Source organism: Pseudomonas thivervalensis (assembly GCF_001269655.1).
Lineage (GTDB): Bacteria > Pseudomonadota > Gammaproteobacteria > Pseudomonadales > Pseudomonadaceae > Aquipseudomonas > Aquipseudomonas thivervalensis.
Window position 1 is genome coordinate 148,317 of record NZ_LHVE01000001.1, and the last position, 24,717, is coordinate 173,033.

Here is a 24,717-nt window from a genome sequence, read left to right on the forward strand (position 1 = left end):
ATTCACATGTTTACTCCTGCCGATAAATGCACGAGAGTTGCCTTGACTGTTCAATATTTCCCAACAATCACAACGCAGGATTCCGATGGATCAGGTCAAGGCAATGAGGGTGTTTGTCCGCATCTACGAGCGCAGCAGTTTCACCCTGGCCGCTGAAGACTTGAACATGCCCCGGGCCACGCTGACCCACACGCTCAACCAATTCGAAGCCTGGCTGGGGGTTCGTTTGCTGGAGCGCAGCACCCGCAAGGTACGCCCGACTCTCGACGGCGAAGCCTATTACCCGCGTTGCGTGCAATTGCTGGCGGAGCTGGAAGAAGCCGAACTGGCGTTTCGCGGCGTGGCGCCCAAAGGCAAACTGAGAGTAGACCTGCACGGCACCCAGGCTCGGTATTTCGTGATTCCGGCGTTGCCACAATTCATGGCCCGCTACCCCGAAATAGAACTGTTCATCAGCGAAGCGGATCGTTTCGTCGACCTGATTGCCGAGGGCGTCGATTGCGTGTTGCGCTCCGGTACGCTGGCGGACTCTTCATTGATTGGCCGGCGTGTCGCCAATCTTCGGCAGATCACCTGTGCCAGCCCTGGTTACTTGCGCCAGTACGGCGAACCGAAAAGTCTCGATGACCTGAAACATCACCGGGCGGTGAATTACGTCTCGCGGACCACGGCCAAGCTGTATCCATTCGAGTTCATGGTCGATGGCGAGCTCAAGGAAGTTCCGATCGGGGGCACGTTGTCGGTGTCCGGCGCCGAAATCTACGCCGCCTCGGCCATCGCCGGCCTGGGCCTGATCCAATGCCCGCATTACCGGATGGAAGAGCCGATCCGGCAGGGCCTGATGCAGGAAGTCCTCACCGCCACCCCACCACCGTCTATGCCAGTGTCGGTGCTCTATCCACACAATCGACTCATGTCGCCGCGGGTTCGTGTGTTCGTGGATTGGGTGGCGGAGGTGTTTGCGCAGGCGCGTTAGTGTGTCCCGTAGTTATCGTTGTCCTTGTGGGAGCGAGCTTGCTCGCGATGGGGCCTTGCCAATCGATATTTTCATTGGCTGATCCACCGCTATCGCGAGCAAGCTCGCTCCCACTCTATTTGCGAACTTTCAGCCTGACCGAGGCGTCTGTGAGATGTTAGCTTCTGCCACTCGCCGTCCGAACAGAGAGCCTTTTCGATGACCTACACCGCTGCGCAAAACCGCTACGAGTCCATTCCTTACCGCCGCGTCGGGCGCAGCGGGCTGGTGCTGCCGGCGTTGTCGCTGGGGTTGTGGCACAACTTTGGCGACAGTACGCCCATCGACACCCAACGCGCCTTGCTGCGCACGGCGTTCGACCTGGGCATCAACCATTTCGACCTAGCGAACAATTACGGCCCGCCCTACGGCAGCGCCGAGATCAATTTCGGCCGCTTGCTGCGCGAAGATTTCAAGCAGTACCGCGATGAGTTGATCATCTCCAGCAAGGCCGGTTGGGACATGTGGCCGGGGCCTTACGGCCAGGGCGGGGGCTCGCGCAAATACGTGCTGGCCAGCCTCGACCAGAGCCTGCAACGCCTGGGGCTGGACTATGTGGATATCTTTTATTCCCACCGTTTCGACCCCGATACGCCACTGGAAGAAACCGCCAGTGCGCTGGCCACCGCGGTGCAGCAGGGCAAGGCGCTGTACATCGGCATTTCCTCGTATTCGGGGGTAAAGACCCGGGAAATGGCGGCGCTGCTCAAGGAGTGGAAAGTCCCGCTGCTGATCCACCAGCCGGCATACAACCTGCTCAACCGCTGGGTGGAAAAAGACCTGCTGGATGCCACCGAGGAATTGGGGACCGGTGTGATCGCTTTCACGCCACTGGCCCAAGGCCTTCTGACCGACAAGTACCTCAAGGGCGTTCCGGCCGATGCGCGGGTGAATCGTCCGGGGGGCGGTTCGCTGCAGGCTTCGCACTTGTCGCAGGAGAACCTTGCCCACGTGCGCGCGCTCAATGAGATCGCCCAGCGACGCGGCCAGAGCCTGGCCCAGATGGCGCTGGCCTGGACCTTGCGCGACCCACGGATCACTTCTGCCCTGATCGGCGCCAGCCGGCCGGAGCAAATCATCGAGAACGTCGCGGCGTTGCAGAACTTGAACTTCAGCACCGAAGAACTGGCCGAGATCGACCGGTTCGCCCAGGAAGGCGGGATCAATCTTTGGGAAAAGCCTTCGTCGGCTGAATAACGCAAGTAGGGTGCACACAAATCCCTGTGGCGACGGAGCTTGCTCCCGCTGGACTTGTAGGAGCTGTCGAGCGAAGCGAGGCTGCGATCTTTCCGCTGCTACTTGAGTCTCAAGGGAAAGATCAAAAGATCGTCCGAACGCGGCCCGAGCCTTCGGCAGCTCCTACAGCGCAGTCGAGCGGGAGCAAGCTCCCTCGCCACGGGAAATGTGTACCCCTGAAGTTATTCAGAAGGTGTAAACATTCGGGCAAGACACTCACCTGAAAAACGGCACATCCCCCAACACCGTCGCCCTCTGCATCACCCGTCGGGCGGGGCGGTAGTCGTCCACGGCAAAATGCTGGGTGACGCGGTTGTCCCAGAACGCCACGTCGTTGACCTGCCAGCGCCAGCGCAGGGTGAACTCCGGGCGGGTGGCGTGGGCGAAGAGCAGTTTCAGGATCACCTCGCTTTCGGTTTCCGACAGCTCGTTGATGCGCGTGGTGAAGCCTTCATTGACGAACAGCGACCGGCGTCCGCTCACCGGGTGAGCGCGGATCACCGGATGGGACAGCGGCGGATTTTTCCGCCGTGCTTCTTCCCAGCGCGCCAGGTCCTCGGCGCTATTGCCAAACCGTTCCAATGGAAAGGATCGGGTGAAATCGTGGGTCGCCGTCAGGCCTTCGAGCAAGCGTTTCACCGGTGTCGACAAGGCTTCGTAGGCGGCGATGCCACTGGCCCACAACGTATCGCCACCAAACGCCGGCAACAGCTTGGCGCTGAGCACCGCGCCCAGGGCGGGCGTCGGCAGGAAGGTCACGTCGGTGTGCCACACGGCGTTGTCGCGGACATCGGTGACGGCGGTGTCGAGCACCAATACTTCGGGCTGCTCCGGCACGTTGGGGTAGATCGGATGAATGTGCAGGTCGCCAAAATAAGCGGCGAAGCGTGCCTGCTGTGGCGGTTCGATCGGCTGGTCGCGGAAAAACAGCACCTGATGTTCAAGCAGCGCCTGCTCAACGGTGTCGCGATCCGCCAGGCTCAGCGGCTGGCTGATATCGATCCCCTCGATCTGCGCGCCAAGGGCGGTGCTCAAAGGTGTAATGGTCGGGCGGTTCATCGCAATGTTCTCGGTCTGGGCGCCGAAGGGTCGGCGTGGTCATTGGGTATCAATGGGGCTGGCCGTGCCACGGCACCAGTTTGCGTTGCAGGGCGCGCAGGCCCATTTCCATGGCGAAGGCGATCAGTGCGATCACCAGGATGCCCAGCACCACCACGTCGGTGACCAGGAACTGCGCCGCTGACTGCACCATGAACCCCAGGCCGCTGGTGGCGGCGATCAGCTCAGCGGCCACCAATGTCGACCAACCCACACCCAGGCCAATGCGGATCCCGGTGAGGATATCCGGCAGGGCACTGGGCACGATCACATGGCGAATCAACTGTGCCCGCGTGGCGCCCAACGATTGCGCCGCGCGCAGCTTGGCCCGGTCGACCGTGCGCACACCAGTGGCGGTGGCAATGGCAATCGGGGCGAAGATCGCCAGGTAGATCAGCAGCACCTTCGACAGCTCGCCGATGCCGCACCAGATCACGATCAACGGCAGGTACGCCAACGGTGGAATCGGCCGGTAGAACTCGATCAACGGATCGAGCACGCCGCGGGCGATGCGGTTGGCACCAATGGCGATGCCCACCGGCACTGCCGTCAGCACCGCGAACAACAGGCCCAGGCCGATACGTTCAAGGCTCGCGGCCAAGTGCTGCCAGAGGGTGGAATCCATGTAGCCGCGGGTCGCCAGCAACCAGCCTTTTTCCAGCACGGCCGACGGCGAGGGCAGGAACAGCGGTTCGATCAAGCCGCTGGCGGTGACGGCCCACCAGATCGCCAGCAAGGCGATCAGGGTCAAGCCGCTGATCCAGCGCGTACTCAGGTGGGCTTTCAAACCGCTGGCCGTGGGCTTGCTCGTCGCGTCACGGACCACGGCGGGAATTTCGTAGCTGCTCATGCGCGCTCCTGGGGTCGAGTGGCGCTGCGTTGGGAGAACACCTTGGCGAGCACATGCTCGCGGGTTTCGATGAAGCGCGGGTCGGACTTGATCGACCGCGCCGATTCCCCGGCGCCGTAGCGCTGGCCGAAATCCAGGCTAAGGCGCTCGACGATCTGCCCCGGGTCCGGTGCCAGCAGAATCAAGTCAGTGGCGAGGAACACGGCTTCTTCTATGTCATGGGTGATCAGGAACACCGGCTTGGCGGTGCGTTGCCAGACCTGCAGCAACAATTCCTGCATCTGCTCGCGAGTGAAGGCGTCCAACGCACCGAACGGTTCGTCCATCAACAACACACGAGGGTCGGCCGCCAGCGCCCGGGCCAGGCCAACACGTTGCTTCTGGCCGCCGGAGAGCTGCCAGACGCGTCGTTGCTCAAAGCCGGCCAGGTCCACCAGGGCCAGCATTTCCCGAGCCCGGGCTTCGCGCGTTTGCTTGGCGACCCCGGCCAGTTCCAGGCCGAACCCAACGTTTGCCAACACGTCCTGCCAAGGCAGCAGCGCATCGTCCTGGAACACCACGCCGCGCTCGGCGCCCGGGCCCTTGACCGGCGTGCCGTCGAGGGTGATCTGTCCGGCGCTGGGCTCGACGAACCCGGCAATCAGGTTCAACAGCGAGGTCTTGCCACTGCCGGACGGACCGAGGGCAACCAGCAATTGCTTGGGCCCCAGGGTCAGTGAAATATCCGCCAGCACCGGTTCCGTCGCGCCGGGGTACTGTGCGCTGATGCGCTCCAGCTGTAGCAAGGCCATCGTATGTCTCCCTTTTTTGATCAGCGAGTGATGTATTTGGCGCTGACGTACGGTGCGTAATCCGGCAGCACGGCTTCGACCTTGCCTTGTTCTTTCAAGAACGCCGCGGTGTCGGTGATGGCTTGGGTGGTCGGTGCGCCGAGGCTCACGACCTGATCGGCCGCCAGGGGAAAGACGTTGCCTTGCAGCAACAGCGGGATATCCCTGGCCTTGGCGCCGGAGAGCTTCACCAGTTTGTCGACGTTGGACGCATCGGCCAGCCAGGCCTGTGGGTCCTTGCGGTACTGGGCGTAGGCATCGAGAGTCACTTTGGCAAAGGCGCTGACAATTTCAGGATGCTTCTGGGCAAAATCCTTGCGCACGATCCACGCGTCGAAGGTCGGTGCGCCGAACTTGGCCAGCTCCGCGGAGGTGATCAGCACCTTGCCGTTTTCCTTGGCCACGCCCAGGGCCGGGTCCCAGACGTAGGTGGCGTCGATATCGCCGCGCTTCCAGGCAGCGATGATGGCCGGTGGCGCCAGGTTGAGCACGGTGACTTTCGACGGGTCGATGTTCCAGTGCTTCAACGCAGCGAGCAGGCTGTAGTGACCGGTGGAGACGAACGGCACGGCGATCTTCTTGCCGATCAGGTCTTGCGGGGAATTGATGCCGGAACCGTCCCGCACCACCAAGGCCTCGGCCGCGCCGATCTGGGTGGCGATCAGGAAGGTTTCCACCGGAACCTTGCGCGTGATAGCCGCGGTCAAAGGGCTGGAACCGAGGTAGCCGATCTGCACATCGCCCGAGGCGATGGCGGTGATGACGTCGGCGCCGTTATCGAACTTGCGCCAGTCGATCTTGGCTTGGGTGGCTTTTTCATAGGCGCCGTCTGCCTGGGCGACTTTGGCCGGGTCGACGGTGGTCTGGTAAGCGACGGTCAGGTCGGCCGCCTGGGCAAAAAAACTCGTTGCAGCCAGGGAGGCGGCCGCGAGAAGGCGAAGGGGGAAGCGCAAAGACATGGGAAAGCTCCTCAACAGGCCGCCGGAAGTTCGGCGTTGAAGGAGACTAAATGATCTAAGAATTAGAAAATAAATAACTTTTTCGAATGAGCTTATTTGCGAAAAAATCTATTGGAAGTGGCTAAGACCCCTTGTGGCGAGGGAGCTTGCTCCCGCTCGGCTTGTAGGAGCTGTCGAGCGAAGCGAGGCTGCGATCTTTCCGCTGCGACTTGAGTCTCAAGGGAAAGATCAAAAAGATCAAAAGATCGCAGCCTTCGGCAGCTCCTACAGCGCAGTCCAGCGGGAGCAAGCTCCCTCGCCAAAAAAAGCGTTCTCGCCAGCGGGGTGTCAGTTACTGATCGCCAGGATGCTCGCCTGATACGAACCTACGAACACGTCGAAATCCCCCACCTCGTTCTGTTCCAGCTCGGCTTGCTGGACCAGTGATTGCCGGGCAGTTTCCTCGAACGCCGCCTGCTCCTGGGCAGGCAACGGCTCGGCACGGAAGAATTCGGCGTGGGCCTTGCTTTGGCGCAGGGAGAACTGGGCGAAGCTTTCCTGATGCTCGGCCATGGCAGCCAGCACCTGGGCCGAAGGCGTCAGGGATGGATCGCGGACTTTCGCCAATTGCGCGTCCAGCGCCTGACGGTGGGCATCGCCACCCTGGCTATGGTCGAGCAGAGAGGCCAGCGGGGCGATTTTTTCCAGCAATTCGACGGCCCACGCCTGCATGTCCACCGCTTGGCCCTGACGCTGCAATTGCAGGCCGGGTTTGCGGCCTTCCTTGACCACGGTCAGGAAGTTGCTCGTGGCGTTGCCGCATTCGTTGTTTTCCAACTGCGGGCTGTCATTGAGGCCGCAATACAGCAGGAATGCATCGAGGAAGCGCGATTCGGTGAGGTCGATGCCCATCGGCAGGAACGGGTTGATGTCAAGGCAACGCACTTCGACGTACTGGATACCCCGGGCCATCAAGGCCTGGATCGGCCGTTCGCCGGTGTAGGTCACGCGTTTGGGGCGGATGTTGGAGTAGTACTCGTTTTCGATCTGCAAGATGTTGGTATTGAGCTGCACCCACTCGCCGTTCTGGTGCGTACCGACTTCGACGTACGGCGCGTAGGGCGTCGCCACCGCTTTGCGCAGACTGTCGGTGTAGCTCGCCAGGTCGTTGTAGCACGGCGTGAGGCCGGCCTGGGCGTTGCTCTGGTAACCCAGGTCGCTCATGCGCAGGCTGGTGGCATAGGGCAGGTACAAGGTGTCCGGATCCAGTTGTTCCAACTGGTGCGGACGGCCCCGCAGGAAACCGGCGTCCAGGGCCGGCGAGGCACCGAACAGGTACATCAGCAACCAGCTGTAGCGGCGGAAATTACGAATCAGCGCGATGTAGGCCGACGACTGGAAGTCACGGTCGCTCACATCGGCGGCTTCGTTCTGCCGGAGCAGGGGCCAGAGCTTTTCCGGCAGGGAAAAGTTGTAGTGAATCCCGGCAATGCATTGCATGGTCTTGCCGTAGCGCAGGGCCAGGCCCTGGCGATAGACGTACTTGAGCCGACCGATATTGGAGGTGCCGTAATACGCGATCGGGATCTCTTCTTCCGTCGGCAACGGGCACGGCATCGACGGGCTCCACAGGTACTCGTCGCCCAGCTTGCTATAGGCGAACCGGTGGATCTTGTCGAGGCTGCGCAGGGTATCGGCCGGGTTGGCCAGGGCCGGCGTGATGAACTCCAGCAGCGACTCGGAATAGTCGGTGGTGATCTGTTCGTTGGTCAGCGCCGAGCCCAGGGCCTTGGGATGCGGGGTCTGTGCCAGGTGCCCATCGCCGGTGACGCGCAGGCATTCACGCTCGATGCCGTGCAGGCACTGTTCGAGCAGGGAGAGGTTGGCGCGCTCGCCGAGCAGGGCCAGGCGGCGGTTTAAAAGGTCGCTCAAGTTGAATTCCTTCACGCGTCAGTCGCCCCAATATGGGGGTGGGCAAGACGGTCTACAAGGGTGAAGTTAAAACTGGCGTTTTCGCCTGGTTTTCATATGGCTGAAGAAAATCGCCGCCGTCCCTTTGTGGGAGCGAGCTTGCTCGCGATAGCGGTATGTCAGTCAACTTAATAGTGACCGGTCCACTGCTATCGCGAGCAAGCTCGCTCCCACAGGAAAGCCCGACACCGCATTCGTGGCGTCGAAATTACCGCAAATCGATGACAGGGAGCTATAGGACAGCGAACGTGCCTTGCGCTTTTGCGACCAATTTGTCGCCTTGCATCACGTCGGCCTCGACCACCAGCGTGCGCCGGCCCGGATGGATGACCCGGGCGGTGCACAACACGTCGCCGTCGGACACGGCGCGAATGTAGTTGATCTTGCATTCGATGGTCGCGCTCTGCTGGTCAAAGCCATGGACACTGGAACAGGCCAGTCCCATGGCGATGTCCACCAGGCTGAACAGAGCACCGCCGTGCAGCTTGCCGCCGCGATTGCGCAACGGCGGCTCAAGGCTCAGGGCGACTTGCGCCACCCCGTCCCCCAGGCTGTGCAGACGGCAGCCGAGCAGCTTGAAGAACGCGCTCTCCACCAACCCGGCTGGCGCATCCATCAGCGTTTCTTCAATTGCTTGGCGTTGGCGAACAGCGAGGCCATGGCGTTGTTGGCCGGGGCCGCGGTGGCGGTTTCCTTGCGCGGCGCGGTGTTCTGCGACTGGCGAGGTGTCGAGCCAGGACGCGCACCACGGGCACCGTCGACTTTCTCGCCTGGCGTGTCGCTCATGCGCATCGACAGGCCGACGCGTTTGCGCGGGATGTCGACTTCCATGACCTTCACTTTCACCACATCACCGGCCTTCACCGCTTCGCGTGGGTCCTTGATGAACTTCTCGGACAACGCCGAGATGTGCACCAGGCCGTCCTGATGCACACCGATGTCGACAAAGGCACCGAAGTTGGTGACGTTGGTCACCACACCTTCGAGGATCATGCCCGGTTGCAGGTCCTTGAGGTCTTCGACGCCGTCCTGGAACTCGGCGGTCTTGAACTCGGGGCGCGGGTCGCGGCCCGGTTTCTCCAGTTCTTGGAGAATGTCGGTGACGGTGGGCAGGCCGAAGGTTTCGTCGGTGAATTTCTTCGGATCCAGGCGCTTGAGGAACCCGGCATCGCCGATCAGCGAGCGGATGTCGCGGTCGGTCTGGGCGGCGATGCGTTGCACCAGCGGGTAGGCTTCAGGGTGGACAGCCGAAGAATCCAACGGGTTGTCGCCGTTCATGACGCGCAGGAAGCCGGCGGCCTGTTCGAAGGTTTTTTCACCCAGGCGCGGGACTTTCTTCAACGCGGCGCGGGTCTTGAACGCACCGTGTTCGTCACGGTGGCTGACGATGTTCTGCGCCAGCGTGGCATTCAGGCCGGAAATACGCGCCAGCAGCGCCACCGAAGCAGTGTTCACGTCCACGCCCACGGCGTTCACGCAATCCTCTACCACTGCGTCCAGGCCGCGTGCCAGTTTCAGTTGAGAAACGTCGTGCTGGTACTGGCCCACGCCGATGGATTTCGGGTCGATCTTCACCAGCTCCGCCAGTGGATCCTGCAGGCGACGGGCGATCGACACCGCGCCACGGATCGACACGTCCAGGTCGGGGAATTCCTTGGAGGCCAGTTCCGATGCCGAGTAAACCGACGCGCCGGCCTCGGAGACCATGACCTTGGTCATTTTCATGGCCGGGTATTTCTTGATCAGCTCGGCGGCCAGTTTGTCGGTCTCGCGGCTGGCGGTACCGTTGCCGATGGCGATCAGGTCCACCGAGTGCTTGGCGCACAGGGCAGCGAGCACGGCGAGGGTCTGGTCCCATTTGTTGTGCGGCACGTGCGGGTAGACCGTGGCGTGGTCCAGCAGTTTGCCGGTGGAATCCACCACCGCCACCTTGCAGCCGGTGCGCAGGCCCGGGTCCAGGCCCAGGGTCGCACGCGGGCCGGCCGGTGCGGCCAGCAGCAGGTCGTGCAGGTTGTGGGCGAACACGTTGATCGCCTCGGTTTCCGCGTTGTCGCGCAACTCGCCCAGCAGGTCGGTTTCCAAGTGGGTGTAGAGCTTGACCTTCCAGGTCCAGCGCACCACTTCGGCCAGCCATTTGTCGGCGGCGCGGTTCTGGTTCTGGATGCCGAATTGCTGGCCGATCATGCCTTCGCACGGGTGCATGGTGCCGGGCAATTCTTCACCGACTTTCAGGGCAGAACTGAGAATGCCTTCGTTGCGACCGCGGAAAATCGCCAGGGCGCGGTGGGACGGCATGCTCTTGAGCGGTTCGTCATGTTCGAAGTAGTCGCGGAACTTCGCGCCTTCCTCTTCCTTGCCGGCGATCACCCGGGCGCTGAGGGTGGCTTCCTGCTTGAGGTAGTTACGCAGCTTTTCCAACAGGTTGGCGTCTTCGGCGAAACGCTCCATGAGGATGTACTTGGCGCCTTCCAGCGCCGCTTTCACGTCCGCCACGCCTTTTTCGGCATCGACGAAACGCGCGGCTTCGGCTTCCGGGGCCAGGGTCGGGTCGTTGAACAGGCCGTCGGCCAGCTCGCCGAGGCCGGCTTCCAGGGCGATCTGGCCCTTGGTGCGGCGCTTTTGCTTGTAGGGCAGGTACAAGTCTTCGAGGCGCGTCTTGGTGTCGGCCAACTTGATGTCGCGCTCGAGTTGCGGGGTCAGCTTGCCCTGTTCCTGGATGCTGGCCAGGATGCTGATGCGCCGTTCGTCGAGTTCTCGCAGGTAGCGCAGGCGCTCTTCCAAGTGCCGCAATTGGGTGTCATCGAGGCTGCCGGTCACTTCTTTCCGGTAACGGGCGATGAAAGGCACCGTGGAGCCTTCATCGAGTAGCGCGACGGCCGCTTCGACCTGTTGTGGGCGTACACCGAGTTCCTCGGCGATGCGGCTGTTGATGCTGTCCATAAAACCACCTGACAAATTATGAAATCAGGCTCGCCACCGCAGAAGTCGGGTTCGGCGAGACTGGTTGAGCGGCCTGGGATGCGCCGCTGCCTGGGTCAAAAGGCTGCCTGTTGACCCGCGAAATTCAAAAAGTGCTGCCTGGCCCAGGGAAAAAATGGCACGCCGGAGTCTCGATCCGACATTCCCTGGCACAAAAGGCCGCGCATTATAACCAGCGTTGCGTCCCTGAGGGGGGACAGGGTCTGTAGGCTTGGTACCCGGATTTGTGGAGATAGAGGAAAAATCTGCTAACAATGCACACGGTGCGTATAACGGCAGCTAGGCCATAATGCGCGCCGAGATCAAAGGAGCTTCCTATGAGCAGCACTGCACAAACTGCTGAAGGCGAAAAAATTCTTATTGTTGACGACGATCCAGGGCTGAGCAGCCTGCTGGAACGCTTTTTCGTCAGCAAGGGCTACCGCGCCCGTACCGTCCCGAACACCGAGCAAATGGATCGGTTGCTGGCCCGTGAAGTGTTCAACCTGGTCGTCCTCGACCTGATGCTGCCCGGCGAAGACGGCCTGACCGCCTGCCGCCGCCTGCGCGGCGCCAACAACCAGATCCCGATCATCATGCTGACCGCCAAGGGCGACGAGCTGAGCCGTATCAAGGGCCTTGAACTGGGCGCCGACGATTACCTGGCCAAGCCGTTCAACCCCGACGAGCTGATGGCCCGCGTCAAGGCGGTGCTGCGTCGCCAGTCGGCGCCGGTACCTGGCGCGCCGGGCAGCGAAGACGAAAGCGTAACCTTCGGCGACTACGAGCTGTCCCTGGCTACCCGCGAGCTCAAGCGCGGCGATGAGGTCCACATGCTCACCACCGGTGAGTTCGCCGTGCTCAAGGCCTTGGTGATGAACGCCCGCCAGCCGTTGACCCGCGACAAGCTGATGAACCTGGCCCGTGGTCGCGAATGGGATGCGCTGGAGCGTTCCATCGACGTACAGATTTCCCGCCTGCGCCGGATGATCGAGCCTGATCCTTCCAAGCCGCGGTACATCCAGACCGTCTGGGGCGTCGGTTATGTGTTCGTGCCGGATGGCGCCGCCAGCAAGTGATCGGCGATTTGTAGGAGCGGGTGGCCTGGCCGGTTGAAATGTCTTCTTCCAGGCGACTCGCGGTCTGTCATTGTGCGAGCATCGCTCGCTCCTGCAAGTGTGTAGCGGTTATCCATGAAAACCCCCGTTTGGTTCCCCCAGAGTTTTTTCTCCCGCACCCTCTGGCTGGTGCTGATCGTCGTGCTCTTCTCCAAGGCATTGACGCTGGTGTACCTGCTGATGAACGAAGACGTGCTCGTGGACCGGCAGTACAGCCACGGCGTTGCCTTGACCCTGCGGGCTTACTGGGCTGCGGACGAAACCAATCGGGCGAAAATCGCCGAGGCGGCCACGCTGATCCGCGTCGTCGGCGCCGGCGTGCCGGAGGGCGAGCAGCACTGGCCCTACAGCGAGATCTATCAACGCCAGATGCAGGCCGAACTGGGCGCCGACACCGAGGTGCGATTGCGCATGCACTCGCCGCCGGCGCTTTGGGTGCGGGCTCCGAGCCTGGGGGATGGCTGGCTGAAAGTGCCGTTGTACCCGCATCCGCTGCGCGGCCAGAAAATCTGGAACGTGCTCGGCTGGTTCCTGGCCATCGGCCTGCTGTCGACGGCGTCGGCGTGGATCTTCGTCAGTCAGCTCAATCAACCGTTGAAACGCCTGGTCTACGCCGCTCGCCAACTGGGCCAGGGGCGCAGCGTGCGGCTGCCCATCAGCGATACGCCCAGTGAAATGACCGAGGTCTACCGCGCCTTCAACCAGATGGCCGAAGATGTGGAACAGGCTGGTCGCGAACGCGAACTGATGCTGGCTGGCGTCTCCCACGATCTGCGCACGCCGCTGACCCGGCTGCGGTTATCGCTGGAATTGATGGGCGAACACACCGACCTGACCGACGAGATGGTCCGTGATATCGAGGACATGGACGCGATTCTCGACCAGTTCCTGGCGTTCATACGCGACGGTCGTGATGAATCCGTGGAAGAGGTGGACCTCAGCGAGTTGGTGCGGGAAGTGGTCGCGCCCTATAACCAGAACGACGAGAAAGTGCACCTGCGCCTGGAGCCGATCCAGCCGTTCCCGTTGCGCCGGGTGTCGATGAAGCGTTTGCTGAACAACCTGATCGGCAATGCCCTGAACCATGCCGGCGCCGGTGTCGAAGTCGCGGCCTATGTCTCCGGCGACACCAGCGCGCCTTACGTGGTGCTGAGTGTCATGGACCGTGGCGCCGGCATCGATCCCTCGGAACTGGAAGCCATTTTCAATCCCTTCACCCGGGGCGATCGCGCCCGAGGTGGGAAGGGCACGGGGCTGGGCCTGGCGATCGTCAAGCGCATCGCCTCGATGCACGGCGGCAACGTCGAGCTGCGCAACCGCGTTGGTGGTGGGTTGGAGGCCAGGGTGCGGCTGCCGTTGGGCTTGATGCTGCCTCGGGATGCGGTGTAGCGATCTCTCTCAAGCAAGACAGGGAAGCTGTGGGAGCGAGTCCTGTGGGAGCCGAGCTTGCTCGCGATAGCGGTGGATCAGTAAAGTTGATCTTGACTGACACACCGCTATCGCGAGCAAGCTCGGCTCCCACAAAAGCTAGCTCCCACAGGTTTTGTACTGGTGCGTTAACCCTTACCCTTGGTCCGGGTCATGTTCGGCCCGCCATTCTTTTCCAGATGCTCGATGATGATCCCCGCCACGTTCTTGTTCGTGGTGGTCTCGATGCCTTCCAGGCCTGGCGAGGAATTGACTTCCATCACCAACGGCCCGTGATTGGAACGCAGGATATCCACGCCCGCCACGGCCAGACCCATGACCTTTGCGGCCCGCAGGGCGGTCATGCGCTCTTCCGGCGTGATCTTGATCAGGCTGGCGCTGCCGCCGCGATGCAGATTGGAGCGGAACTCACCGGGCTTGGCCTGGCGTTTCATCGAGGCAATCACTTTGTCGCCGACCACGAAACAGCGAATGTCGGCACCACCGGCTTCCTTGATGTATTCCTGGACCATGATGTTCTGCTTCAGGCCCATGAACGCTTCGATCACCGACTCCGCCGCGGTCGCGGTCTCACACAGGACCACGCCGATGCCCTGGGTGCCTTCCAGCACCTTGATCACCAGCGGTGCGCCGTTGACCATCGCAATCAGATCGGGAATGTCGTCGGGGGAGTGGGCAAAACCGGTGACCGGCAGGCCGATCCCTCGGCGTGACAGCAGTTGCAGCGAGCGGAGTTTGTCCCGAGAGCGGGCGATGGCCACCGACTCGTTGAGGGGAAACACCCCCATCATTTCGAACTGGCGCAACACCGCGCAGCCATAGAACGTCACGGATGCGCCGATGCGCGGGATCACCGCGTCGAAGCCTTCCAGCGGCTTGCCACGGTAATGGATCTGCGGCTTGTGGCTGGCGATGTTCATATAGGCGCGCAGGGTATCGATCACCACCATTTCATGGCCACGTTCGGTCCCGGCTTCAACCAGGCGACGAGTGGAATACAGACGCGGATTACGCGACAGCACAGCGATCTTCATGCAACACCTGTGGCAGAGGTAGTGGACACCGGGAATGCCGGCTTTTCTTGAACATATTTGGTACCCGGATTGACCACCAGTTGGCCGTCGATCAAGGCTTTGGAACCCAATAACAGGCGATATCGCATGGATTTGCGGCAGGCAAGGGTGAACTCGACCCGCCAGACCCGGTCACCCAGTGCCAACGTGGTGCTGATCACGTAGCGAACCTGAGCGTGGCCGTTGGAACTCTTGATGGTCTTGCGCGCCACCAGCGGGGCTTCGCAACGGCGATGGCGCAACTGCACCACCGTGCCGAGGTGCGCAGTGAAGCGCACCCACTTCTCGCCATCGCGCTCGAACGGCTCGATGTCAGTGGCATGCAGGCTGGAGGTGCTGGCCCCGGTGTCGATTTTTGCCCGCAGGCCCGCGACTCCCAGATCCGGGAGCGCGACCCACTCGCGCAGACCGACAACGGTCAAATGGTCAAACGTCTTCAATAAAAAAACCTGCGATCAGTGCATCGGACCGTGGACTCCGCGAATCGCGGTATTCACGCAGAATAATCACAAAATGGCGACAGTTATCTACGCACTTGTTTTTGCTTGTAACCGATTCCGCTCCAAGCGACGGGCATGTAGACGGCTTGGCGGGCATTCTATCCGTCGGGCTGGATTCGTGCGCCCGACAAAAACGGTAGTACAGTTCCGGCTATTGGCAGAAGAGAGGAATTGCAGTGGCACAAAAAAAAGAAGAGGACGACAAGGTCCGTCTCGATAAATGGTTGTGGGCGGCGCGCTTCTACAAGACCCGGGCCCTGGCCAAGGCCGCTATCGAAAGTGGCAAGGTTCATCACCGGGGCGAGCGTTGCAAGCCGGGCAAGGAACCACGTATTGGCGATGAGTTTGTCATCCGTACGGGGTTCGATGAAAAGACTGTGGTGGTCGAGGCCCTGTCGATCGTGCGGCGCGGCGCACCTGAAGCGCAGGCACTGTACCGCGAAACCGAAGCCAGCCTCGCCAAGCGCGAAGCCGCCGCCGCGCAACGCAAGGCTGGCGCCCTGGGTGTCAGCACCGATGGTAAGCCGAGCAAGAAGCAGCGTCGGGACCTGTTCAAGTTTCATGGCAGCAATAGTGAATAAAGCGCCGGTCATCCCGCTGGGCGCTGTAGGAGCTGGCGAAGCCTGCGATCTTTTGATCTTTCGCTTGAGATTCAATTGTCTGGGGAAAGATCGCAGCCTCGTTGCACTCGACAGCTCCTACGCCAGTACCTCCGATCCAGCGGGAACAAGCTTTAGCGCCTTCCCGTCAGGCAAACCCAAGCCTTGCTTGGAACCCTCCCTGAATGCCCATAAAATGCCCGCTATCATTTGTCATCACCTCAGATACCAGACCCTATGACTGATTTACCGGATACCGACTACACCCAACGTTTCATCTTCGATGACAGTGACGCCCGGGGCGAGCTGGTGGCGTTGGAGCGTAGCTACGCCGAAGTCCTCGCCAAGCACCCCTATCCGGAGCCGGTCGCACAACTGCTCGGCGAGCTGATGGCGGCTGCGGCGTTGCTGGTGGGCACCTTGAAGTTCGATGGCTTGCTGATTCTCCAGGCCCGCTCCGATGGCCCGGTGCCGTTGCTGATGATCGAGTGCTCCAGCGAGCGCGAAATCCGTGGCCTGGCCCGTTATGACGCTGAACAGATCGCGCCCGACGCGACCCTGGCCGACATGATGCCCAACGGTGTGCTGGCCCTGACGGTCGATCCGACCCAAGGCCAGCGTTACCAGGGCATTGTCGATCTGGACGGGGCAACCCTGGCCGATTGCTTCACCAACTACTTCGTCATGTCCCAGCAGACCAATACCCGCTTCTGGCTCTACGCCGACGGGCGGCGCGCGCGCGGTTTGCTGCTGCAACAACTGCCTGCCGATCGCCTGCGCGACCCGGAAGAACGTGACGCCAGCTGGCAGCACATCACCGCTCTGGCCAGCACCTTGAGCGCCGATGAGCTACTGGGCCTGGACAACGAAACGGTGCTGCATCGCCTCTACCACGAGGAGCAGGTACGCTTGTTCGACGGCCAGCCGTTGCGCTTCCAATGCAGTTGCTCTCGTGAACGTTCCGGCAATGCGCTGGTCAGTCTGGGTCTGGAAGATGCGCAGCAACTGGTGATCGAGCATGGCGGCGCCATCGAGGTCGACTGCCAGTTTTGCAATGAGCGCTACCTGTTCGACGCGGCGGACATCGCTCAATTGTTCGCCGGTGCGGGTGTCGACACACCGTCAGATACTCGACACTAAAACGGTTCAGCGCAGGTAAATCTCCTGGCAAACGCCGGATTTACGCCGTACTGACGGGAGGGCCCTACTCTTTTTGGGGTTTTCTGGCATAATCCGGCCCACTTTTTTCGGGTAGTAGTGCGCGACTTCCTACTACAAAACGTTTGGAGCACTCGGCCACGGGCCGACGGGGAATCTCATGACGCAAGCCAATAACGCCGTGTACACCGATCTGAGTGTCGATGATCTGGTCAAAGAAGCCCTGAATCGCGGTGAAGGCGAGCTTGCCGATACTGGCGCGCTGGTTGTCCGTACCGGTCATCGTACCGGTCGCTCGCCAGTCGACCGTTTCATTGTGGAAGAGCCAACCACTCAGGACGCCATCGCCTGGGGCCCGATCAACCGCAAGTTCCCGGCCGACAAGTTCGATGCCCTGTGGAACCGCGTCGAAGCCTACCTGGGCGAGCGCGAGCGTTTTGTCTCCCATGTGCATGTAGGTTCCGATCCTGCGCACTACCTGCCAGTCAAGATGACCACCGAGACGGCGTGGCACAACCTGTTCGGCCGTTGCCTGTTCATCAACCCCGAGCAATACAACGCCGGCGGCAAGGACGAGTGGCAGATCCTCAACGCGCCGAATTTCGTTTGCGAGCCTGAGCGCGATGGCACCAACTCCGACGGCACCGTGATCATCAACTTCGCGGCCAAGAAAGTGCTGATCGCCGGCATGCGCTACGCCGGTGAAATGAAGAAAGCCCTGTTTTCCGTGCAGAACTTCCTGCTGCCGGCTGTTGATGTGCTGCCGATGCACTGCGCCGCGAACATGGGCGAAGAGGGCGATGTGACCCTGTTCTTCGGCCTGTCGGGCACCGGCAAGACCACCCTGTCCGCCGATGAAAGCCGTTACCTGATCGGTGACGACGAGCACGGCTGGGGCGTGGGTGTGGTCTTCAACATCGAAGGCGGTTGCTATGCCAAGTGCATCGACCTGTCCGAGAAGAACGAGCCGGTCATCTGGAAAGCCATCCAGCACGGCGCCGTACTGGAAAACGTGGTGCTGGACCCGGCCACCAAGAAAGCCGACTACGCCGACGACAGCCTGACCCAGAACAGCCGCGCCGCCTACCCGCGTGAGCTGATCGAAAAACGCGCGCCGAAAAACCTCGGCGGCGAGCCAAACGCCGTGATCTTCCTGACTTGCGACCTGACCGGCGTACTGCCGCCAGTGTCGATCCTCAGCGAAGAACAAGCCGCCTACCACTTCCTGTCCGGCTACACTGCACTGGTGGGCTCGACCGAAATGGGTTCGGGCAGCGGCATCAAATCGACCTTCTCCACCTGCTTCGGCGCCCCGTTCTTCCCGCGTCCAGCCGGTGAGTACGCTGAGCTGCTGATCAAGCGCATCCGCGGTTTCGGTTCCAAGGTCTACCTGGTCAACACCGGTTGGACTGGCGGTGGCTACGGCGTCGGCAAGCGCTTCAACATCCCGACCACCCGTGCGGTGATCGCCGCGATCCAGAGCGGCGCGCTGATCGGTGCTGAAACCGAACACCTGGACATCATCAACCTGGACGTGCCACTGGCTGTTCCAGGCGTCGAGACTGGCCTGTTGAACCCACGTAACACCTGGGCCGACAAAGCCGCCTACGACGAAGCTGCCAAGGCGCTGGCCGGTCTGTTCATCGAGAACTTCAAGAAGTTCGAAGTGAGCGACGCGATCAAGGCTGCGGGTCCGCAGTTGTAAGGCTTGGTGATTGAATGAAAAAACCGCCCTTCATGGGCGGTTTTTTTATGGCCGGCTATTCGAGGCGCCCCGATCAACTAGGCCTCTTCCACTTCCCGCGTATCCCATCGCTGTACCTTGATCGCTTTGTAAAGCATGCCGATGGTCAGTGGCAGCTTGTTCCCGCGGCCCTTGGCCCGGCGCTTTTGAAACACATCGAACCCTTCAGGCTGAAAATAGCGGTAGGCGTCGTAGTCGATGAGCTCGATGGCGAACCGTTCCTCCACAGCCTCCATCAGGTGCCTAGCGTCCGCGCCATCGCAACCCAGGTCGAGATTGATCGACGTGTCCAGGCGAATCGTCTTGCGTTCAGGCAGGCCGATTTCTTCGTGGAGCAGCTCCATCAGCTGGCGCATGGTTTGATCGTCGGGGAAGTCTGGGGCGAGGTGCATGGCGAGGTTTCCGGGATGTTGGCGTGCGTCCGTCTGGAGGGAAAGTTTAGGGGGAATTGCTGCCTGTTGGAAAAAGAAGAAAGACTTAGTCAGCCATGGGCCCAGGACCGCGCCGTGAAGCCGCCTCTAGGTCCATCAACCCTCGGCCATAGGCTTCGCTGTTGGCGTAGATGCCTGTGCGGTTGGTTGTCGCCAGCAGGTGTTCGCGCACTTGCTGCGGACTGAGTTGTGGGTAGCGGCTTTGCAGGGCTGCCAAGGCGCCACTGACCAGGGCTGCGGCCGGGGAAGTGCCGGCGGTTTGGACGTAACGGCCGTCCTTGCCCACTGTGAGCAAGCCTGCCTGTGCGCCCGCATCGCCTCCGGGAACGGCGATGCACCAGGCGGCCGCAACGCCGCAATAGTTGGACTTTGCGTTAATGGCGCTGCCATCTTTTTTTAACGCAACGACTGCGATCCAACCTTTCTCCAGTTCAGGCAAGGCCAGTGGCAATCCTGGTTCGGCCAGGGGTTCTCGCTTGAGTTCGTTGCCGGTCGGGAAGATGAACACCGCGCCATCCGAGACCAATTTCCGGGCAGCGGCCAAGGCGTCGGGCATCACTTGGTTGTAGCGCGTCTCATTGATCTCGGTGGCAGGGATGGCGTTGGCCCACGAGTTGTTGAACAGGCGGGCTCCCTTGTCGAAGCCGCTTTGCCAGGATTGCGCGATCTCACTGTCGAAAAAGAAGGGTTCGTTATTGTCGCCAAAGCGAAAAGGGATCAGGCGAGCATTGAATGCGATGCCATGCATGCCCTGATCGTCCTTGTTGGCGGCAAGTATGCCGGCCATTTGCGTGCCGTGACCGACGCGGTCGACCGTGCCGGGACGGTTCTCGACATAATCGAATCCCGGGTCACTCAGCCTGCCTTCGAACTCCTTCAGGCCGGCGTTGAGCCCCGAGTCGATCAGCGCCACGGTCACATCCTGGCCCGTGCCGCCGCGCGCATACAACGCCGAAGCCTTGACCACGGCCAAGCCTTGTTGCGCGTGGTATTCCGGGGTTTCGAAGACAGCCGGTTCCACGTTGGGTCGTTCAGGAGTGGTCAGGCAACCGACCAGCAGTGAGGCCGAGGATATCGCCAGGGCGCGTAGAGCGGAAAATGGGTAGGGCATCGTTCGTTCCTTGAACAAAGTCTTGAGCACCAGGCCTCCTGGCCTGGTGTAACGCATGAGTGCGGGGGGTACCTTAACCTGCAAACAGAAAGGGGACGAGGCATCAAAGTGCCCGAGTTTGTATCGCTTCATGGCAAAGCAGAAGGGCGCCGAGGCTGTATCATCCGGTATCGTTTTTGCCCCCGACCTTTTCTCGACTCGCTGCGTTGTCCCGCTAGGCTTTGGGCATCGCAGCAGTCAAAGGAGCGACCGCGCATGCTCAGCACCCTGGAACAGGTTTTCGGTTATCCACAGTTTCGTCCCGGTCAGGAGGTGGCCATTGGCGCCGTACTGGCCGGTCGGTCGGCGGCGGCCATCTTCCCCACCGGCTCGGGAAAATCCCTGTGTTATCAATTGCCGGCCCTGCTCTTGCCGCACCTGACCCTGGTGGTTTCGCCACTGCTGGCGTTGATGCAGGACCAACTGGCGTTCCTCAAGCGCCACGGCATCGCGGCGGCCAGCATCGACTCGGCCCAGAGCCGTGACGAAGCCAACGACGCCATGGCGCGGGCCCGTTCGGGGGAATTGAAGATCCTGATGATTTCCGTGGAGCGCCTGAAGAACGAACGTTTTCGCAATTTCCTGCAGCAGGTGCCGATCTCGTTGCTGGTGGTGGACGAGGCCCACTGCATTTCGGAATGGGGGCATAACTTCCGACCTGATTACCTCAAGCTTCCCGATTACCAGCATCAGTTCAACATTCCCCAGGTATTGCTGCTGACGGCCACCGCGACACCCAAGGTCATCGCCGACATGCAGGCGAAATTCGCCATTGCCGCCGCCGATGTGGTGACGACCGGTTTCTACCGAGCGAACCTCAATCTGCTGGTCGAGCCCGTGGCGGGTGTCGATAAGCGCGCACGGCTGGTGCAATGGCTGGGCGCGCGTGCCGGGCAGCCGAGCATCGTCTACGTCACCTTGCAGCGAACCGCCGAGCAGATCGCCGAACATCTGGGCCGCAACGGTATCCAGGCCGAGGCCTATCACGCCGGTTTGCCCCATGAGCAGCGCGAAGTCATCCAGCGGCGATTCATGGACGGCCGATCCAATTGCATCGTCGCGACCATCGCTTTCGGCATGGGCATCGACAAGAGCGACATCCGCAACGTCGTGCATTTCGACCTGCCCAAGTCCATCGAAAACTACAGCCAGGAGATCGGCCGGGCCGGGCGGGACGGGCTGTCGTCCGATTGCCTGGTGCTGGCCAACCGCGACAGCCTCAACGTGCTGGAGAACTTCGTGTATGGCGATACGCCGGAGCTTGCCGGCATTCGTTGCGTGCTCGATGAATTGAAGGCCGCTGCAGCCGATGGACAGTGGGAATTCTTGTTGGGACCGCTGGCGGACCAGAGCAACATCCGGCAATTGCCGCTCAAGACGCTGCTGGTCCAGTTGGAACTGCGCCGGTTGATCGCGCCGCGCTATGCCTATTTCGCTGAGTACCGCTTCAAATTCCTGGCCGAGCCGCACGAGTTGCTGGAACGCTTCGAAGGTGAGCGAAGGGACTTCGTCGCGGCCATCATCCAGACCTCCAGTCGCGCGCGGAGCTGGGCCACGGTGGATTTCGACGGGATGTACAAGCTGTATCGCGCCGAGCGTAGTCGCGTGGTCAAGGCGCTGGATTATTTCCAGGAGAAGGGCTGGATCGAGCTGGAAAGCAAACAGATGACCGAGGTGTACAGCGTGCTGGAGGCGGACCTGGATGCGCAGGTCTTGAGCATGGAGCTACACGATTATTTCACCCGGCACGAGCAGGGTGAAATCGCGCGGATCCACGCCATGCTCGAATTGTTCGCCACCGACCGTTGCCTGGGTCATCGCTTGGCGGAGTATTTCGGCGACGGCAATGCGCCACGCCAGTGCGGCCATTGTTCGGTGTGCCATGGGCATATCGCTCGCCTGCCGGAGCCGCCTGCGTTAGCAGCGCTTGTGGATAAAAACTTCGAGGTGCTGTGTGGCGACTTTATCCACAAGCATGAACAGCACAATGGCAGCGTGCCGTCTGCCGAGCGCCTCACGCGCTTCCTGTGCGGGATCAGCGTGCCGCTGTTCACCCGATTGAAGGCGCGGAAGATCGGCGGGTATGGCGCACTGGAAGCGTATCCATACACTGAAGTTCGCCAGTGGGCTCAAGCGCACCTGTGAGCTGCATCCATCCGCTGAATGCCCTTCATCACACGAATAAATTTCAAAAATATTCGGCGGCTGACTAAGGTGAAGGCTGTCTTCGGATCGCCAACAAGAGAACCAACATGAGCCAGACATCTTTCGATATTCAGCGCGCCGCGGTGGTGGGTGCGGGCACCATGGGGCGGGGCATCGTGATGTGCCTGGCCAACGCCGGCGTAGCGGTGCAGTGGGTCGACAACAATCCGCAGATGCTTGAGCAGGCGCTGGTCGCCGTGGCCGAGACCTACGCTCATGGCGTGCGCCAGGGCCGTATCGACCAAGGCGAGGCGGATGCGCGGATCGCCCGGGTAACGCGGGCGGAGGACTACGCGGCGATCCGCGAGGTGGACCTGGTGATCGAAGCGGTCTACGAAAACCTGGAGCTCAAGCAGGCGATCTTTCGCGAACTGGACGGCCTGCTCAAGCCCGAGGCCATCCTGGCGAGCAACACGTCGGCGCTGGACATCGATGCCATCGCCGCTGTTACCCGCAGGCCAGCCCAGGTCCTGGGCCTGCATTTTTTCAGCCCGGCGCACATCATGAAGCTGCTGGAGATCGTTCGCGGTGCGCAAACCGCCAAAGCGGTGCTGGACGCGGCACTGATGTTGGGCAAGCGCATGGGCAAGGTCAGCGTGATATCGGGTAACTGCCATGGTTTCATCGGCAACCGGATGCTTCATCCGTATGTGCTGGAAGCGCGCAAGATGCTGCTGGAGGGCGCATTTCCCCATCAGGTGGATGCGGCGTTGCAAGGTTTTGGTTTTGCCATGGGGCCGTTTCGCATGTACGACGTCGTTGGCATCGACCTGGAGTGGCGCGCCCGTGAGTTGGCGGGCAAGGGCCAGGACGCGCCCGAGGTGCAGGTGGACAATCGTTTATGCGAACTGGGGCGGTACGGCCAGAAAAGCGGCAATGGGTATTATCACTACGAGCCGGGCAGTCGACAGGCTGAGCATGACGTTGAGGTCGATGCGCTGGTGCTGGGGGTCAGTGAAGCGCTGGGGTTCCAGCGTCGCGAGATCGGCCCGGAGGAGGTCCTTGAGCGTTGCTTGCTGGCGCTGGTCAACGAGGGGGCGAAGATCCTGCAGGAAGGCATTGCCGAGTCGGCCCATGACATCGACCTGGTCTACCTCAACGGCTACGGTTTTCCTGCGGACAAGGGCGGGCCGATGGCCTGGGCCGACGGGCAGGGGCTGGAAGCTATCCACGAGCGCCTGTTGGAGCTCGAAACGAAGCAGGGCGACCAATGGCAGCCCGCACGCCTGATCGGCGAGCTGGCGGCGCAGGGCAAGGGATTCGCGAACCGATAGGCTTATCCTGAAATCATTGAACAACCATGAAGAACACTTGATGCCCCAACGTAGCGAATACCCGCACTTGCAACCCATCACCACGCGCTGGCACGACAACGATGTGTACGGTCACGTCAACAACGTCACCTACTACAGCTTTTTCGATACCGCCGTGAACACCTACCTGATCGAAGTCGGCGGCCTGGATATCCATGAGGGAGAAGTGGTGGGGTTCGTGGTGAGTTCGGCCTGCGACTACTTCGCCTCGATCGCCTTTCCAGACCGGATTGAAATCGGTCTGCGGGTCGGCAAGTTGGGCAGCAGTTCGGTGCAGTACGAGCTGGCGGTGTTCAAAGTGGGTGAGGAGGAGGCTTGCGCGGCGGGGCGTTTCGTTCACGTGTTTGTGGACCGGGCGTCGAATCGGCCGGTGGCGATTCCCGATCGGCTGCGCGGGGCGTTGGAGCGCTTGGTGGTCTGAAACAAAAAATCGCAGCCTCCTGTCAGCTCGTAGAGCTGCCGGAGGCTGCGATCTTCAACGGCCGATATTGGTCAGCCGTTAGTCGCGGTAGTAGCGATGATGTTTTTTGCGATGCCCGTAGGCATGGCCGCGACCTGGGTGGCCGTCACGGTAGTAACGGCGATCACCACGGCGACCGTCGTAGCGACGGTCATCGTCATCGTCCTTGCCCATGTAGTTACCCAGGGCACCACCGGCGCCACCGCCCGCCGCCGCACCGATCAGGCTGCCGGTGCTGCCGCCGACACTACGGCCGACTACGTTACCGCCGGCCGCCCCGAGCGCGCCGCCGATTGCCGCTTCGCCGCGACTGTGTCTGTCTGCACCGACTGCACTACCGCCCGCACCGCCCAGCGCCGCGCCGATAGTGGAACCGGTGTTGCCGCCCAGGGACTGGCCGACGACCGAACCCAAAACCCCGCCCAATGCGCCGCCCACACCTGCTTCGGCAGTACCACCGGCGGAAGCGATGCCACTGGCCAGGCTAAGGGACAACAAGAGAATGGAGGAGAACTTCATAGAGGAGCCTCAAAGGGATGACGGCGCGATCCTGAGGCTGGCTTCGCTTGCTTACAATCGAAATCCGACGAGTAACACGACTTGTGCACAATTCTCTAAGTTATTGTTTTGTGGTGGGAACTT

The 24,717-nt window shown here is 61.5% G+C and carries 22 protein-coding genes; 10 read left to right on the plus strand and 12 right to left on the minus strand.

The features are described 5' to 3' along the window. Window positions 1-85: 85 nt before the first annotated feature. Both AD659_RS00565 and mgrA read left to right on the plus strand, forming a co-directional pair. Window positions 86-976 carry a LysR family transcriptional regulator gene (locus tag AD659_RS00565; RefSeq protein WP_053117296.1) on the plus strand — a complete coding sequence of 297 codons (891 nt, stop codon included), beginning with the start codon at window positions 86-88 and terminating at the stop codon, window positions 974-976. A 198-nt stretch (window positions 977-1,174) separates the two neighbouring features. After that, window positions 1,175-2,212, plus strand: a complete 1,038-nt coding sequence (gene mgrA / locus AD659_RS00570) for an L-glyceraldehyde 3-phosphate reductase (protein WP_053117298.1) — start codon at window positions 1,175-1,177, stop codon at window positions 2,210-2,212. A 255-nt stretch (window positions 2,213-2,467) separates the two neighbouring features. On the opposite strand, the gene tauD is transcribed toward mgrA, so the two are convergent. The 7 genes from tauD to AD659_RS00605 all read right to left on the minus strand — a co-directional run bounded on the left by tauD (window position 2,468) and on the right by AD659_RS00605 (window position 10,878). Beyond that, window positions 2,468-3,310, minus strand: coding sequence for a taurine dioxygenase (gene tauD, locus AD659_RS00575; RefSeq protein WP_053117300.1), 843 nt, complete (start codon window positions 3,308-3,310; stop codon window positions 2,468-2,470). A 49-nt stretch (window positions 3,311-3,359) separates the two neighbouring features. Next, window positions 3,360-4,199, minus strand: a complete 840-nt coding sequence (tauC, locus tag AD659_RS00580; RefSeq protein WP_053117302.1) for a taurine ABC transporter permease TauC — start codon at window positions 4,197-4,199, stop codon at window positions 3,360-3,362. After that, the gene (gene tauB / locus AD659_RS00585) at window positions 4,196-4,990 is read right to left on the minus strand and encodes a taurine ABC transporter ATP-binding subunit (protein ID WP_053117305.1); all 795 of its coding nucleotides are present in this window, start codon (window positions 4,988-4,990) and stop codon (window positions 4,196-4,198) included. The genes tauC and tauB overlap by 4 nt, the downstream gene beginning before the upstream one ends. Before the next feature lie 20 nt (window positions 4,991-5,010). After that, entirely contained in the window at window positions 5,011-5,988 is a 978-nt protein-coding gene (tauA, locus tag AD659_RS00590) for a taurine ABC transporter substrate-binding protein (RefSeq protein ID WP_053117308.1), read from the minus strand. A 327-nt stretch (window positions 5,989-6,315) separates the two neighbouring features. Beyond that, window positions 6,316-7,899: a glutamate--cysteine ligase gene (gene gshA, locus AD659_RS00595; RefSeq protein WP_053117312.1), complete on the minus strand. Its 1,584-nt coding sequence runs from the start codon at window positions 7,897-7,899 to the stop codon at window positions 6,316-6,318. A gap of 271 nt (window positions 7,900-8,170) precedes the next feature. Next, the gene (locus AD659_RS00600; protein ID WP_053117315.1) at window positions 8,171-8,554 is read right to left on the minus strand and encodes a PaaI family thioesterase; all 384 of its coding nucleotides are present in this window, start codon (window positions 8,552-8,554) and stop codon (window positions 8,171-8,173) included. Next, entirely contained in the window at window positions 8,554-10,878 is a 2,325-nt protein-coding gene (locus AD659_RS00605; RefSeq protein ID WP_053117318.1) for a Tex family protein, read from the minus strand. Before AD659_RS00605 ends, AD659_RS00600 begins: the two co-directional genes overlap by 1 nt. 356 nt (window positions 10,879-11,234) lie before the next feature. On the opposite strand from AD659_RS00605, the gene ompR reads away from it, so the two are divergent. Both ompR and AD659_RS00615 read left to right on the plus strand, forming a co-directional pair. Beyond that, window positions 11,235-11,975: an osmolarity response regulator transcription factor OmpR gene (gene ompR / locus AD659_RS00610; protein WP_003196691.1), complete on the plus strand. Its 741-nt coding sequence runs from the start codon at window positions 11,235-11,237 to the stop codon at window positions 11,973-11,975. A 114-nt stretch (window positions 11,976-12,089) separates the two neighbouring features. Further along, window positions 12,090-13,403: an ATP-binding protein gene (locus AD659_RS00615; RefSeq protein WP_053117321.1), complete on the plus strand. Its 1,314-nt coding sequence runs from the start codon at window positions 12,090-12,092 to the stop codon at window positions 13,401-13,403. 167 nt (window positions 13,404-13,570) lie between these two features. On the opposite strand, the gene rimK is transcribed toward AD659_RS00615, so the two are convergent. Both rimK and rimB read right to left on the minus strand, forming a co-directional pair. Then, window positions 13,571-14,476: a 30S ribosomal protein S6--L-glutamate ligase gene (gene rimK / locus AD659_RS00620; RefSeq protein ID WP_053117324.1), complete on the minus strand. Its 906-nt coding sequence runs from the start codon at window positions 14,474-14,476 to the stop codon at window positions 13,571-13,573. Then, entirely contained in the window at window positions 14,473-14,955 is a 483-nt protein-coding gene (gene rimB, locus AD659_RS00625) for a retropepsin-like aspartic endopeptidase RimB (RefSeq protein WP_053117327.1), read from the minus strand. Before rimB ends, rimK begins: the two co-directional genes overlap by 4 nt. A gap of 236 nt (window positions 14,956-15,191) precedes the next feature. On the opposite strand from rimB, the gene AD659_RS00630 reads away from it, so the two are divergent. The 3 genes from AD659_RS00630 to AD659_RS00640 all read left to right on the plus strand — a co-directional run bounded on the left by AD659_RS00630 (window position 15,192) and on the right by AD659_RS00640 (window position 18,477). Continuing rightward, window positions 15,192-15,596 carry an RNA-binding S4 domain-containing protein gene (locus AD659_RS00630; RefSeq protein WP_053117330.1) on the plus strand — a complete coding sequence of 135 codons (405 nt, stop codon included), beginning with the start codon at window positions 15,192-15,194 and terminating at the stop codon, window positions 15,594-15,596. A gap of 255 nt (window positions 15,597-15,851) precedes the next feature. Continuing rightward, window positions 15,852-16,754, plus strand: a complete 903-nt coding sequence (gene hslO, locus AD659_RS00635) for an Hsp33 family molecular chaperone HslO (protein WP_053117333.1) — start codon at window positions 15,852-15,854, stop codon at window positions 16,752-16,754. Window positions 16,755-16,932: 178 nt separating this feature from the next. Then, entirely contained in the window at window positions 16,933-18,477 is a 1,545-nt protein-coding gene (locus AD659_RS00640) for a phosphoenolpyruvate carboxykinase (protein ID WP_053117335.1), read from the plus strand. 77 nt (window positions 18,478-18,554) lie between these two features. On the opposite strand, the gene AD659_RS00645 is transcribed toward AD659_RS00640, so the two are convergent. Together AD659_RS00645 and AD659_RS00650 are read right to left on the minus strand one after the other, a co-directional pair. Then, window positions 18,555-18,908, minus strand: a complete 354-nt coding sequence (locus tag AD659_RS00645) for a DUF1493 family protein (RefSeq protein WP_053117337.1) — start codon at window positions 18,906-18,908, stop codon at window positions 18,555-18,557. 85 nt (window positions 18,909-18,993) lie between these two features. Beyond that, window positions 18,994-20,058 carry a S8 family peptidase gene (locus tag AD659_RS00650; RefSeq protein WP_053117340.1) on the minus strand — a complete coding sequence of 355 codons (1,065 nt, stop codon included), beginning with the start codon at window positions 20,056-20,058 and terminating at the stop codon, window positions 18,994-18,996. A gap of 255 nt (window positions 20,059-20,313) precedes the next feature. Between AD659_RS00650 and AD659_RS00655 the strand changes: the two genes are divergently transcribed. The 3 genes from AD659_RS00655 to AD659_RS00665 all read left to right on the plus strand — a co-directional run bounded on the left by AD659_RS00655 (window position 20,314) and on the right by AD659_RS00665 (window position 24,036). Then, window positions 20,314-22,242 carry a RecQ family ATP-dependent DNA helicase gene (locus tag AD659_RS00655; RefSeq protein WP_053117343.1) on the plus strand — a complete coding sequence of 643 codons (1,929 nt, stop codon included), beginning with the start codon at window positions 20,314-20,316 and terminating at the stop codon, window positions 22,240-22,242. A 107-nt stretch (window positions 22,243-22,349) separates the two neighbouring features. Then, complete coding sequence (locus tag AD659_RS00660) at window positions 22,350-23,576, plus strand: 3-hydroxyacyl-CoA dehydrogenase (protein WP_053117345.1); 1,227 nt, start codon at window positions 22,350-22,352, stop codon at window positions 23,574-23,576. A 40-nt stretch (window positions 23,577-23,616) separates the two neighbouring features. After that, the gene (locus tag AD659_RS00665) at window positions 23,617-24,036 is read left to right on the plus strand and encodes an acyl-CoA thioesterase (protein WP_053117348.1); all 420 of its coding nucleotides are present in this window, start codon (window positions 23,617-23,619) and stop codon (window positions 24,034-24,036) included. A 78-nt stretch (window positions 24,037-24,114) separates the two neighbouring features. Here AD659_RS00665 and AD659_RS00670 read toward each other — a convergent pair whose 3' ends face one another. Beyond that, window positions 24,115-24,594 (minus strand): glycine zipper domain-containing protein, encoded by a 480-nt coding sequence (locus tag AD659_RS00670; protein WP_053117350.1) that lies wholly within the window; start codon window positions 24,592-24,594, stop codon window positions 24,115-24,117. Window positions 24,595-24,717 lie beyond the last annotated feature (123 nt).